Source organism: Pseudomonas nitroreducens (assembly GCF_010994165.1).
Classification (GTDB): domain Bacteria; phylum Pseudomonadota; class Gammaproteobacteria; order Pseudomonadales; family Pseudomonadaceae; genus Pseudomonas; species Pseudomonas nitroreducens.
Genome location: NZ_WMBX01000001.1, coordinates 925,703 through 938,406, shown reverse-complemented (window position 1 = coordinate 938,406; position 12,704 = coordinate 925,703). Strand labels below are relative to the sequence as shown.

10 protein-coding genes are annotated in these 12,704 nt (G+C 65.7%); all 10 read right to left on the bottom strand.

The window, feature by feature from the left end:
* Position 1 precedes the first annotated feature (1 nt).
* The 10 genes from folC to GJV37_RS04455 all read right to left on the bottom strand — a co-directional run bounded on the left by folC (position 2) and on the right by GJV37_RS04455 (position 12,699).
* Entirely contained in the window at positions 2-1,282 is a 1,281-nt protein-coding gene (folC, locus tag GJV37_RS04500) for a bifunctional tetrahydrofolate synthase/dihydrofolate synthase (protein WP_084357415.1), read from the bottom strand.
* Positions 1,279-2,154, bottom strand: coding sequence for an acetyl-CoA carboxylase, carboxyltransferase subunit beta (gene accD, locus GJV37_RS04495; RefSeq protein ID WP_170858343.1), 876 nt, complete (start codon positions 2,152-2,154; stop codon positions 1,279-1,281). The genes folC and accD overlap by 4 nt, the downstream gene beginning before the upstream one ends.
* Positions 2,155-2,392: 238 nt before the next feature.
* Positions 2,393-3,016, bottom strand: coding sequence for a phosphoribosylanthranilate isomerase (locus tag GJV37_RS04490; protein WP_024767272.1), 624 nt, complete (start codon positions 3,014-3,016; stop codon positions 2,393-2,395).
* Between the two features lie 57 nt (positions 3,017-3,073).
* A complete protein-coding gene (truA, locus tag GJV37_RS04485; RefSeq protein WP_170858342.1) occupies positions 3,074-3,931 on the bottom strand; it encodes a tRNA pseudouridine(38-40) synthase TruA in 858 nt (285 codons plus the stop codon).
* Between the two features lie 19 nt (positions 3,932-3,950).
* Positions 3,951-6,854, bottom strand: coding sequence for a motility hub landmark protein FimV (locus GJV37_RS04480; protein ID WP_193452170.1), 2,904 nt, complete (start codon positions 6,852-6,854; stop codon positions 3,951-3,953).
* 167 nt (positions 6,855-7,021) lie between these two features.
* On the bottom strand, positions 7,022-8,032 hold the full coding sequence (locus tag GJV37_RS04475; protein WP_170858515.1) for an aspartate-semialdehyde dehydrogenase: 1,011 nt from the start codon (positions 8,030-8,032) through the stop codon (positions 7,022-7,024).
* 94 nt (positions 8,033-8,126) lie between these two features.
* Entirely contained in the window at positions 8,127-9,314 is a 1,188-nt protein-coding gene (locus GJV37_RS04470) for a type IV pilus assembly protein FimV (RefSeq protein WP_240967218.1), read from the bottom strand.
* Between the two features lie 257 nt (positions 9,315-9,571).
* Positions 9,572-10,684, bottom strand: a complete 1,113-nt coding sequence (gene asd / locus GJV37_RS04465; protein ID WP_170858340.1) for an aspartate-semialdehyde dehydrogenase — start codon at positions 10,682-10,684, stop codon at positions 9,572-9,574.
* Positions 10,685-10,764: 80 nt separating this feature from the next.
* A complete protein-coding gene (gene leuB / locus GJV37_RS04460; RefSeq protein WP_024766915.1) occupies positions 10,765-11,847 on the bottom strand; it encodes a 3-isopropylmalate dehydrogenase in 1,083 nt (360 codons plus the stop codon).
* A gap of 87 nt (positions 11,848-11,934) precedes the next feature.
* Positions 11,935-12,699, bottom strand: a complete 765-nt coding sequence (locus tag GJV37_RS04455; RefSeq protein WP_170858339.1) for a class I SAM-dependent methyltransferase — start codon at positions 12,697-12,699, stop codon at positions 11,935-11,937.
* Positions 12,700-12,704 lie beyond the last annotated feature (5 nt).

The following is a 12,704-nucleotide window of genomic DNA, read 5'->3' as shown; positions in this document are numbered from 1 at the left end:
CTTATTGAGCAGCCTTGGCGAGCCACTCCAGGGCATCCGCCACGCTGTAGAACGAACCGAACACCAGAATCTCGTCATCGGTGCTTGCTGCATCGCACTGCGCTACCAGCGCCGCGGCGATATCGCCATGACAACTGACCTGCGCCCCGCGAGCCTGCAATGCCGCCTGCAACTCTCCAGCAGGACGGCTGCGGCTGGTGGGCAACGGTGCGACGGCCCAATCCTGCACCAAGCCGAGCACAGGTTCCAGTACGCCGTCGAGATCCTTGTCCGCCAGCAGGCCGAATACCGCGTGGCGCACGCCCTTGGGCGGCGCCGCACGCAGGCGACTGGCCAGGTATTGCGAGGCGTGCGGATTATGCCCGACGTCGAGCAGCAAGTGGCGCTCTTCGCCGTGCCATTGCACGGTGCGCCGATCCAGGCGCCCGGTAACCCGGGTACGCAACAGCGCGGCGGCCAGGGAATCAGGCTGCCACGGCAGGTCCAGCAAGGCATAGACCTGCAGGGCCAGCGCCGCGTTCTCCATCGGTAGTTCGAGCTGCGGCAGGTTGTGCAGGCTCAGCGCTTCACCCGAAGCGGAGCGGCCACGCCAGTGCCAGTCGCCCTCGCCCATTGCCAGGTCGAAATCGCGGCCGCGAAGGACCAGCGGCGAACCCAGTTGGCGAGCCTGCTCCAGGAGCGGTGCTGGCGGCTCGAGGTCGCCACACACGGCAGGCTTGCCAGCGCGGAAGATACCGGCCTTCTCGAAGGCCACGCTTTCGCGGGTATCGCCCAGCCAGTCGGCATGGTCGATGCCGATGCTGGTGACCACGGCAACATCGGAGTCGATCAGGTTGACCGCGTCCAGCCGGCCACCGAGACCGACTTCCAGGACCACGGCATCGAGGTTGGCGCGCTCGAACAGCCAGAAGGCCGCGAGAGTGCCCATCTCGAAGTAGGTCAGGGAGATTTCGCCGCGCGCCGCCTCGACGGCGGCGAAGGCTTCGCACAGCGTTTCATCGCTGGCTTCGGCGCCATCGATGAGCACGCGCTCGTTGTAACGCAGCAGGTGCGGCGAGCTGTACACGCCGACCCGCTGGCCCTGCTCGCCGAGCATGGCGGCGAGGAAGGCGCAGGTGGACCCCTTGCCGTTGGTGCCGGTGACGGTCACCACGCGGGGCGCGGGGCGTCCCAGGCCAAGCCGGCCGGCTACTTCACGGGAGCGGTCCAGCCCCATGTCGATCGCCGTGGGGTGGAGTTGTTCGAGGTAGCTGAGCCAGTCGGCAAGGGTACGTTGGGTCATCCTGCGAGCGCGGTACTTGGAGTGTGGGTGAACTTGGCGAGCACCCTGGCCAGGCGCGGACGCAGCTCGGCACGGTGAACGATCATGTCGATGGCGCCGTGCTCCAGCAGGAACTCGCTGCGCTGGAAGCCTTCGGGCAGCTTCTCGCGCACGGTCTGCTCGATCACGCGCGGACCGGCGAAGCCGATCAGGGCGCGCGGCTCGCCGACGATCACGTCGCCGAGCATCGCCAGGCTGGCGGAGACGCCGCCGTAGACCGGGTCGGTCAGCACGGAGATGAACGGGATGCCCTCTTCGCGCAGACGGGCCAGCGCGGCGGAGGTCTTGGCCATCTGCATCAGGGAGATCAGCGCTTCCTGCATGCGCGCGCCACCCGAGGCGGAGAAGCAGATCATCGGGCAACGGTTTTCCAGGGCGTAGTTGGCGGCGCGCACGAAGCGCTCGCCGACGATGGAGCCCATGGAGCCGCCCATGAAGGAGAACTCGAAGGCACTGACCACCACCGGCATACCCATCAGCTTGCCGCTCATGGAGATCAGCGCGTCCTTCTCGCCGGTATCCTTCTGCGCAGCGGTCAGGCGGTCCTTGTACTTCTTGCTGTCGCGGAACTTCAGGCGGTCCACCGGCTCCAGCTCGGCGCCCAGCTCCTCGCGACCTTCCTCATCGAGGAAGATGTCGATGCGCGCACGCGCGCCGATACGCATGTGGTGATCGCACTTGGGGCAGACGTCGAGGGTCTTTTCCAGCTCGGGGCGGTACAGCACCGCTTCGCAGGACGGGCACTTGTGCCACAGGCCTTCCGGTACCGAGCTCTTCTTAGCCTCGGAACGCATGATGGAAGGGATCAGCTTGTCTACCAGCCAGTTGCTCATGCTTACATCTCCAGTGCAGGGGCGCGGTGCGATGGACGGCGCCTGCCCCTGAGCAAATTCATCGTCGCGGTACCGACCTCAAGGCCGGAACCCCTCGCAAACAAAGGCGCCGCCGAGGCGTCGCCATGAATACACCACTGGGTCGCCGACGGCAGCCGCCAGCGAGTCCCAACGCTGCCGTGCAGCGATTGGGTAGTGGACGGCGGCGGGCCGCTCGTCGTCACATGAAGATTCCGCGTCAAGCCACCGACCGGCACTGGGCGATGAAATCGCGGATCTTCTGCGCATCCTTGATTCCCTTACTCGCCTCCACCCCGCCGCTCACATCCACGGCGTATGGCCGCACCTGGGCGATGGCCTCGGCCACGTTGGCCACCGTCAGGCCACCCGCCAGGATCAGGGGGCGCTGAACATCCTTCGGCACCAGGGACCAGTCGAAAGCCTGCCCGGTTCCACCAGGGACGCCCTCCACGTAGGTATCGAGAAGGAAACCACTGGCCTGTGGGTAGCTCGCGATCTGCGCCGCCACGTCGTCGCCCGGCTTTACCCGCAGGGCCTTGAGGTAACGCTTGTGCCAGCCGGAGCAGGCTTCGGGCGTTTCGTCGCCGTGGAACTGCAGGACGTCCAGCGGCACCGCATCGAGGATCTCCCCCAATTCGCAACGGCTGGCATCGACGAACAGGCCGACGGTGCTGACAAAGGGCGGCAACGCGGCAACGATTGCCCTGGCCTGCTGGATGCTCACCGCACGCGGGCTCCTGGCGTAGAACACCAGACCGATGGCGTCGGCGCCCGCCTCGGCGGCTGCCAGGGCATCCTCGACTCGGGTAATACCGCAGATTTTGATGCGAACGGCAGACAAGATGCAGCAACCTTCAGGCAAGTGATCGATCGATGGTAGCAAATGCCCCCGGCAACGTCAGCCAACGACATCCGGCAAACTTGAAAGGAAATGTGGCCCCAGGTAGCGCTCGGGCAACACGAATTCCTCCGGGTACTCCACGCGCACCAGGTACAACCCGTAAGGGTGCGCTGTGACGCCCCCGGCACGGCGATCGCGTGCCGCCAGCACTTCGGCCGCCCACTCCGACGGCCGCTCACCGGCGCCGATGGTCATCAGCACACCGGCGAAGTTGCGCACCATGTGGTGCAGGAAGGCGTTGGCGCGAATATCCAGCACGATGAAGCGGCCGTGCTCGATCACCTCCAGGTGATGCACGGTTTTCACCGGCGACTTGGCCTGGCACTGCACGGCGCGGAACGAAGTGAAGTCATGGGTGCCGACCAGCGCCCGGGCCGCTTCGCGCATGCGCGAGGCGTCCAGCGGACGGTGGTTCCAGGTCACCTCCTCGGCCTGGTGCGCCGGGCGGATCTGGTCGTTGTAGATCACGTAGCGGTAACGCCGCGCCATGGCACTGAAGCGCGCATGGAAGTGCGCCGGCATCACCTTCGCCCAGGTCACGCTGATATCGCCCGGCAGGTTGGCATTGGTGCCCATGATCCAGGCCTTGAGCGGGCGCTCGACCGTGGTATCGAAATGCACCACCTGCCCACTCGCATGCACCAGAGCGTCGGTGCGGCCCGCGCACATCAACGAGACGGGATGATCGGCCACCCGGGACAGGGCTTTTTCCAGCACCCCCTGTACGGTCGGCACACCATCTTCCTGGCGCTGCCAGCCGCGATAACGCGAGCCTTTGAATTCGACGCCCAGGGCAATCCTGGAAACGCCAACGGCGGCCGATTCGGCCGCCGCTGAGAGTACTGCTTCAATCATCTATCTGGAGCCTTCCGGCTCAGGCGATACGCCCGAGCAGTTCACGCGCTTCCTGCTGCTGGTTGTCGTTACCCTCGGTGAGCACTTCATCGAGGATGTCGCGGGCGCCTTCGGTGTCACCCATGTCGATGTAGGCACGCGCCAGGTCGAGCTTGGTGGCCGCTTCATCGGCGCCGGAGAGGAAGTCGAAATCGTCTTCGTCATCGGCCCCCTCGCCCGGCAGGGCAAGGTCGCTCGCGAGGAAGCTGTCTTCAGCCAACGGCGCGGCAACCGGAGCTTGCGCCTCGTCATTCTGCGACGACAGGCGATCCAGCTCGGCGCTGACCTCGTCCAGTTGTGCGGCGAAACTGTCGGCGGCCTTGGCCGGCACCGGCTCGTCGTCCGCCAGGGACAGGTCGAAGTCGTCCGGCAGGTCGTCGGCCTGCGGCGCCTTGCTGTCGATATCCAGGCTGAACTCTTCGGGACTCACTCCGGACAGCGAAGCGGTGTCGTCGTCCAGGCCCAGCAGGAAGTCGTCTTCCGCCGATGCCAGGGTAGCGTGGGTGTCTTTCTCCAGATCCTTGTCCAGGTCCAGGGAGAAATCGCCCAGATCGTCCGCCAGCGACGGAGCCTCAACCTTGGCAGCCGACTCTTCCGGCAGGTCCAGGTCGAAGGCGAAGTCGTCCTCGGCCTTGGCGCTCGGCGCCTCGGCCGGCGAACCGCCCAGGCTCAGGTCGTCATCCAGGTCGAAACTGCCGAAGGACAGATCGTCGTTCTGCTGGGTGGCCGGAGCGGCAGGCTTGTCTTCGCCCAGATCAAGATCGTCCAGCGCCAGGTCAAAGGCATCGTCCAGGTCGCCATGGGGCTGCGCAGCGGGCTCCGCAGCGGCTGCCGGGGAATCGATGGTGAAGTCGTCCAGGCTGAATCCGTCGAGCTCATCGTCGGAAGCCGCTGCCGCTGCGGCCAAGCCGCCACCCACTGCAGCCAGGGTGACCATGCCCGGATAGCGGGATTTCAGCTGTTCCACCTGCGGTTCGGCGCCGCCGATCTCGCGCAGCTCGTTTTCCTGGCGGGCGAAGCCTTCGCGATCACCGATCTCGGCATAGACCTCCATCAGCTTCAGGCGCAGGTCGGCGCGCTGCGGCTCGTCGTAGATGGCGCCCTGCAGCAGTTCGGCAGCCTGGTTGAAGCGGCCGTAGGCGATGTAGATATCCGCCTCGCCCAGCGCATCGCTGGTCTGCGCGGCAACGCGCTCGGGCGCAGCTTGTGTCGGGGCGGCGACTTCGGCGGCCTGCGGCACGTCGAGGGTATCCAGCTCGCTGCCGGCGAGGGCCAGGTCATCGTCCAGGTGCGGCTCGTCGTCGCCGGCGTAGGCAGCGAGGCTTTCCTGCTCCTTGGCGGCGCGGCGACGGGAAATGATCATCAGCAGGACCAGCAGGGCCAGCAGTGCGCTGCCGGCAATTGCACCCAGCCAGATCGGATTGGCGAGGATCTCGTCGACGATGCTGGTCTGGGCCTGCTCGACCGGTGCAGCCACTGGAGCAGGCGCCGGCTTGGGCTTCTGCGCCTCGGGCGCGGGTGCAGGGGCGACCGGAGCGGGCGTCGGTGCCGGTTGCGGCTGCGGCTGCGGCTGCGGCTGCGCCTCGGCGGCCGGTGCCGGCGGGGTGCCCGCATCGCCAGCGGGAGCCGGGGCGACCGGTTGTTCAGCGACCGCCGGAGCCGGCGGAGTTGCGGGCTGAGCAGCCGGTTCGGCGCCCGGCACCGGAGCCGGCACGACAGCGGCGCCGTTGGCTGCAGCCTTGTCGTTGCCCAATTCGTTCTGCAGCTTCGCCAGCTGCGCATCCTTCAGCGCAATCAGCTTCTGCAGCTTGTCCATCTGGCTCTGCAGGTCGGTCATGCGACTGCTCAGCTCGTCATTCTCGCGACGGGTGCTGTCGAGACTCTCCTTGGTGACGGCCAGCTTGTCGGCGACGGCCTGACCATCCTTGCTGCCCTTGTCGCCACCCTTGGCCTTGCCGTTCTCGCCGGAGAGCAGGCGCAGGCTGTCCTTGGTCTCGGCCTGGGCCGGAGCGTTACCGGCGTTGGCGCGGGGAGTGGCGTCCAGCTGACGGGTACCGCCGGCCGGCAGGCTGCGGCCCTCGCGCCAGGCGGTGTACTGCTGTTTGACTTCGGCCTCGGCGGTCGGCTGGGTGCGGGCCTTGATCTGCTCCGCATCGGGCAGGCGCAGCACCTGGCCGCTCTTCAGGCGGTTGATGTTGCCACCGAGGAAGGCGTCGGGATTGAGATCCTGGATCGCCAGCATGGTCTGCTGGACGGATACGCTGCCGTCCGGGCGCGCACGGGCGGCGATGTCCCAGAGGGTGTCATTCTTGCCGGTGCGGTATTCGTTGCCGTCCAGGCGGCGCGACGCGGCAGCCGGAGCCGGAGCGGCACTGCGGGCGGGAGCGGCGGCAGGACGGGGCGCAGCCGTGGCGGACGGGCGCACGACGGGTGCGGGGACGGCCATCGGCGCGCGCGGCACGGCGGCGGCGGTCTGCGGGGAATACAGCGGCGGGTCCAGCAGCACGGTGTATTCGCGCAGCAGTCGACCATTGGGCCAGAGCACTTCCACGAGGAAGTTCAGGTAGGGTTCCTGCACCGGCCGGTCGGAGGTCACGCGAATGACGCTCTTGCCGTTGGGCTTGACGATGGGGGTGAACTTCAGCCCGGTCAGGAAGTACTGACGGTCGACGCCGGCCTTGTTGAAGTCTTCCGGCGAAGCCAGCTTCGGGATCACCTCGGCCGCGGACAGGTCACGAACTTCAACCAGTTCGATTTCGGCATCCAGCGGCTGGTTCAGCGCCGAACGCAGGTGGATGTCTCCCAACCCCAGCGCATGCGCCATGCCCGAGGTCAGTGCCGAAGCAGCTGCGATTGTCTGCACCAGTTTGCGAAGCCGGACCATATATTAATCCCTTGTTTTAATAGCTTTTTTCTGGATTAGAACAACGTCTATCGGGCGCCGCTGCCCACTACACCCGCCGTTTTCACGGCAGTGCTTCCCCTGTCAGCGACGTTCCCGGCCAGTATTGCCAAGCTAGAATACTTCTTCAAATATTCGGTAAGTATCTTTTACAGATAGTGTTTTATCAACAATTCGCCCAAGTTCACAGCATTTAGGGCTGCGCCTTTTCTCACATTATCTGACGCAATCCACAAATTCAGTTCGCACGAATCTGTCAGACCAGTCCGTAGGCGACCGACGTAAACCCTATCCTGCCCCTGTGCATCGCCGATGACAGTCGGGTAATCGTCTTCCACCAGCTCAATGCCGTCAGCCGCCTCAAGAGCTGCACTGACGTCGGGCAGGGAAACCGGTGCCACAGTCTTGATGGTCAGCATCAGGGCATCACCGAAGAAAACCGGGGCCACGCTGCAGGTCACGCTCAGGCCATGCTCCAGCTCGGGGAACAGCCTTGCGAGCTCCGCCGCGATGCGACGCTCCACCGCGGAATGGCCCTGCTCGTCGACGCCACCCAACTGCGCGAGCATGTTGAAGGCGAACTGGCGATCCACCAGGCGTGGCTCCAGCGGGCGCGCATTGAGCAGCTCGGCAGTCTGCCGCGCCAGCTCCTGTACCCCCTCGCGCCCTAGCGCAGAGGCAGACAGGCAGGCAGCCACATTGACCTGGCGAAGCTCCAGCACGCCGCGCAGCGCGGCGAGTACCTCGGCCACCTCGGCGGCGGGCGCTGCCGGTGCCGCAATCAGGGCGGGGAGCTGCAGGGTTTCGATGGCATCGCCATTCACGCAGGCCTGGGCCAGCAGTGCGGCGGCATTGTTCAGCGCGGCACCACTGAGGTCGATCACACTGCAGCCTGCCTCGCCGGCGCGGGCGGCACAGTCGGCAGCAGCTTCGGCGCCCACGGAGAGGAAAGCCAGGCGCACCTTGGCGAAGTCGAACTCATCGAGCTTGCCGACCCGGATGTTGCGCCCACGGAAGCCTATCGACTTGCCGGCGGATTCACCGCTGGCCAGCAGATACAGGTTGGCGACGGGGAAGTCGCGCTCTTCCAGCAGTTCGACCAAAGCCTCGCCAACGAGTCCTGTGGCGCCAACTACGGCGATGTCGAGTGTTTCAGGCATCGGGGTCTCACAATCGGTGGGAAAAGTAGCGCAGCACTTTACTGCCCCCACCGGCGGCGAAGCAATCGAGCGCCCCGCCGCCTATCGCCGCAGCTCAGGGGCGCGGCTCGCCCCCGGCGGCCTGAGCGGTCAACCCTGCCGATGCCTGGGCGACCTCGCCTGCCGTTGCCTGGGGATTGCCGGCTGGCGAGGCGGCCTGGGCCTTGGCGCGATCCTGCTCGGCCAGTCGCGCGATCAGGCCGGCGATCTGCGAGTCTTTCAGCTCGATCAGCTTGTTCAACTTCTGGGTCTGGCTTTCCAGGTCGGAAATCCGGCTGCGCAGCTCCTCGCCTTCGCGGCGTGCGCTGTCCAGGCCTTCCTGGGCAACGGCCAACTGCTCGGCCTCCACCTTGCCTTTATCTTTACCCGGCTGACCGGAGACCAGGCGCAGGTTGTCGCGCTCTTCGGCCTTCGCCGGCGCACTGCCAGCCTCGGCCTTGTGGGTCGCGTCCAGTTGGCGCTCCTGCTGCGCCAGTTGCGGATTGCGCTTGGCCTTCCACTGCGAATTCTGGGTTTCCACGTGGGCCACTGCCTGGGCATGGCTCTGCTCGCGAACCTGTTGCTCGCTGGGCAGACGCAGTACCTGGCCGACCTTCAGGCGATTGATATTGCCGTCGACGAAGGCATCGGGGTTCATCCGCTGCATCGCCGCCATGGTCTGCATGACCGAGACGCTTCCGGATGGGCGATTGCGCGAGGCGATGTCCCACAGCGCGTCATTGCGCTGGATGCGATAGCTGTCAGTCGGCGCATTGGCCACAGAAGGCGTCAACGGTTGCGCTTGCGGCGCGCGGACGGCAGCAACCGGCGCAATGGCCGGCGGCGTCACGGGGCTGGCTACATAGGACGGCGGATCCAGCAACAGGGTGAACTCACGAACCAGGCGCCCCTGCGGCCACACGACCTGCAGGACAAAGTTCACGTACGGCTCGCGAATCGGCCTGTTCGAGCTGACATGAATGACGCCACGGCCGTTCTTGCCGATATCAGGGGTGAATTTCAGCCCGCTGGTGACCACGTTGCGGTCCACCCCGAGGCGCTCGAAGTCCTCGGCCGAGGCCAGGCTCACCACGACGTCTTCGGAGTTCATGTCAGCCGCACCGCGCAGATCGATATTGGCCGAAAGGTTCTGCCCCAGCGCCGCCCGCGAGGAAATGTCGCCCAGCTCAAGGGCGCCCGCCATGCCCGGCAGGAAAGCCGCCGCCACCGCCGTTGCCAACCACAATCTGTGTAACCGAGCCATCCTCTCCCCCGCTGCTTGCTTGCCGTCGGCCGGCGCGAAAGGGCGCGCCAGAACCTGTCCCCATGGACGGGCAGCGAGGATAGCGACTGGTTCCCGGTGGCTTTTGCGGGTGCGTCACAGAAACTGGCGCCAAAGAGCCGGCAGCAACACAGGCTGGCGTTTTTGTGCGGCGGTTCACCTACACAAGGGGAACTTCTCGTGTTCCAGAAAGCACAACGCCGGCACTGGGCCGGCGTTGCGAGGTCACGCAGAGCGGATCAACGCTCGAGCAGGATGCGCAGCATACGGCGCAGCGGCTCGGCAGCGCCCCACAGCAGCTGGTCGCCGACGGTGAAGGCACCGATGTACTGCGAGCCCATGTTGAGCTTGCGCAGACGACCCACCGGAACGCTCAGGGTGCCGGTAACGGCCGCCGGAGTCAGTTCGCGCATGCTGATCTCGCGCTGGTTGGGGATCAGTTTCACCCAGGGATTGTGCTGGCTGATCATGCCTTCGATGTCCGCGATGGGCACATCCTTGTTCAGCTTGATGGTCAGCGCCTGGCTGTGGCAGCGCATGGCGCCGATGCGCACGCAGATGCCGTCGACCGGAATCGGGTTTTTGAAGCGACCAAGGATCTTGTTGGTTTCCGCCTGGCCTTTCCACTCTTCGCGGCTCTGGCCGTTGGGCAGTTCCTTGTCGATCCACGGGATCAGGCTGCCGGCCAGCGGTGCGCCGAAGTTCTCGATCGGCATGGCGTCGCTGCGGATGGCCTCGGCGACCTTGCGATCGATGTCGAGGATGGCGCTGGACGGGTTGGCCAGGTCATCGGCAACGGAGGCGTTGATGGCGCCCATCTGCTTGATCAGCTCGCGCATGTTCTGCGCGCCGGCGCCGGAGGCCGCCTGGTAGGTCATGGCGGACATCCACTCGACCAGGCCAGCTTCGAACAGGCCGCCCAGGGCCATCAGCATCAGGCTGACGGTGCAGTTGCCGCCGATGTAGTTCTTGGTGCCGGCGTCCAGCGAGTTGTCGATGACCTTGCGGTTGACCGGGTCGAGGACGATGACCGCGTCATCCTGCATGCGCAGGCTGGAGGCGGCGTCGATCCAGTAGCCCTGCCAGCCGGCTTCGCGCAGCTTGGGGAATACTTCGCTGGTGTAGTCGCCGCCCTGGCAGGTCAGGATGACATCGAGGGTTTTCAGTTCCTCGATGCTGTAGGCGTCCTTGAGGGGGGCAATGTCCTTGCCAATGGACGGGCCTTCGCCACCCACGTTGGAGGTGGTGAAGAACACCGGCTCGATCAGGTCGAAGTCCCGCTCTTCCAGCATCCGCTGCATGAGCACCGAACCCACCATGCCACGCCAACCGATCAGACCTACACGCTTCATCGCTACTACACCTTCAAATATTTAGAGGGCCGTCGTTCCCGCTTTCCTACAAGAGCGCGGGAACGAGCGAGCCGGACAGATTACAGATTCCGCAGAGCCGCGACTACCGCATCGCCCATTTCGCGGGTACCGACCTTGGTGCAGCCTTCGGACCAGATGTCACCGGTGCGCAGGCCCTGGTCGAGGACCAGGCTCACGGCCTTCTCGATGGCGTCGGCGGCGGCGCCTTCGTTGAAGGTGTAACGCAGCATCATCGAGACCGAGAGGATGGTCGCCAGCGGGTTGGCGATGCCCTTGCCGGCGATGTCCGGCGCGGAACCATGGCAAGGCTCGTACATGCCCTTGTTGTTCGAATCCAGCGACGCAGAAGGCAGCATGCCGATGGAGCCGGTGAGCATGGAAGCCTCATCCGACAGGATGTCGCCGAACATGTTGTCGGTCACCATCACGTCGAACTGCTTGGGCGCACGGACCAGCTGCATCGCAGCGTTGTCCACGTACATGTGCGACAGCTCGATGTCCGGGTAGTCCTTGGCGACTTCCTCGACCACTTCGCGCCACAGCTGGCTGGACGCCAGGACGTTGGCCTTGTCCACCGAGCACAGCTTCTTGTTGCGCACGCGGGCCATGTCGAAACCGACGCGGGCGATGCGGCGGATTTCGCTTTCGCTGTACGGCAGGGTGTCGTACGCCTGGCGCTCGCCGTTCTCCAGTACGCGCTGCTCGCGCGGTTGGCCGAAGTAGATGCCGCCGGTCAGCTCGCGGACGATGAGGATGTCCAGGCCGGCGACCACTTCGGGCTTCAGGCTGGAGGCATCGGCCAGCTGCGGGTAGAGGATGGCCGGGCGCAGATTGCCGAACAGGCCCAGTTGCGAACGGATCTTCAGCAGGCCGCGCTCGGGGCGGATGTCACGCTCGATCTTGTCCCATTTCGGGCCGCCCACGGCGCCCAGCAGGACGGCGTCGGAGTTGCGCGCACGCTCCAGGGTCTCGTCGGCCAGCGGTACGCCGTGCTTGTCGATGGCGGCGCCGCCGATCACGTCTTCGGTCAGTTCGAAGCCCAGGGCGAACTTGTCGTTGGCCAGCTCCAGCACCTTGACCGCTTCGGCCATGATTTCCGGGCCGATACCGTCGCCGGGGAGAACCAGAATCTGTTTGCTCATCTCTCTGCTCACTTTATAAAAGTCGCTTGGCAAAAAACGTAACGCTCCGGGCGGCTCGCGCCACCCGGAGCGGTCAAAAAGCTGAAATCAGCGCTCGGCCCAGAGCACCAGCACGTCGGTGCTGAAAGAGCCCTCGGCATCGATCTCGAAATACTCGCGCACCTCAATGCCCATCGAAAGCTGCAGGGCACGAATGGCCTGGCGCATCACGTCGGGCGTACGCATGCGCTCGACCCAGGACGTGAACTCCAGGCGCAGGCGCTGGCGTTTGGCAGCGGTCACCGCCAACCCCGCCTCGCCAACCAGGCGCGCCCACTCCGACGGCGAGTAGTCACGCACGTGGCTGGTGTCGCGCAGGAGCTCGACAGTCTGCAGATAGGTGTCCAGCAGAGGCAAGCCCGGCGCCGCGACATCGATGAAGCAGGCCACGCCGCCCGGCTTGAGCACCCGGCGCACTTCGCGCAGCGCCTGGCCAACATCCCGCCAGTGGTGCGCGGAATAGCGGCTGAAGACGAAGTCGAACTCCCCCTCTTCGAACGGCAGCTGCTCGGCGGCGCCACAACGCGTGGCGATATTGCCCAGGCCGCGCTCGGCGGCGGCCGAAGCCACCACGTCGAGCATCTGCTGGGACAGGTCGTAAGCCACCACCTCGCCGGCCAGCGGCGCGACGTTGAAGCTGACGTGCCCTGCCCCGCAACCCAGGTCCAGCACACGCGCACCAGTGGTCGCCGACAGTCGCTCACGCAGTTGGGCGAATTCTTCGCCCTGGGCGTGGACGGCACTGGTCAGGTAAGCGTTGGCCTGGGCGCCGAACTGGCGCTGGACCACTTGCTCGTGGCGACTCTGGGTCATGGCTT

Bases quoted from the DNA above. Each gene is read 5' to 3' on its own strand.
- folC (WP_084357415.1), bottom strand. From the start codon at position 1,282: ATGACCCAACGTACCCTTGCCGACTGGCTCAGCTACCTCGAACAACTC.
- accD (WP_170858343.1), bottom strand. From the start codon at position 2,154: ATGAGCAACTGGCTGGTAGACAAGCTGATCCCTTCCATCATGCGTTCC.
- truA (WP_170858342.1), bottom strand. From the start codon at position 3,931: ATGATTGAAGCAGTACTCTCAGCGGCGGCCGAATCGGCCGCCGTTGGC.
- GJV37_RS04480 (WP_193452170.1), bottom strand. From the start codon at position 6,854: ATGGTCCGGCTTCGCAAACTGGTGCAGACAATCGCAGCTGCTTCGGCA.
- GJV37_RS04475 (WP_170858515.1), bottom strand. From the start codon at position 8,032: ATGCCTGAAACACTCGACATCGCCGTAGTTGGCGCCACAGGACTCGTT.
- GJV37_RS04470 (WP_240967218.1), bottom strand. From the start codon at position 9,314: ATGGCTCGGTTACACAGATTGTGGTTGGCAACGGCGGTGGCGGCGGCT.
- asd (WP_170858340.1), bottom strand. From the start codon at position 10,684: ATGAAGCGTGTAGGTCTGATCGGTTGGCGTGGCATGGTGGGTTCGGTG.
- leuB (WP_024766915.1), bottom strand. From the start codon at position 11,847: ATGAGCAAACAGATTCTGGTTCTCCCCGGCGACGGTATCGGCCCGGAA.
- GJV37_RS04455 (WP_170858339.1), bottom strand. From the start codon at position 12,699: ATGACCCAGAGTCGCCACGAGCAAGTGGTCCAGCGCCAGTTCGGCGCC.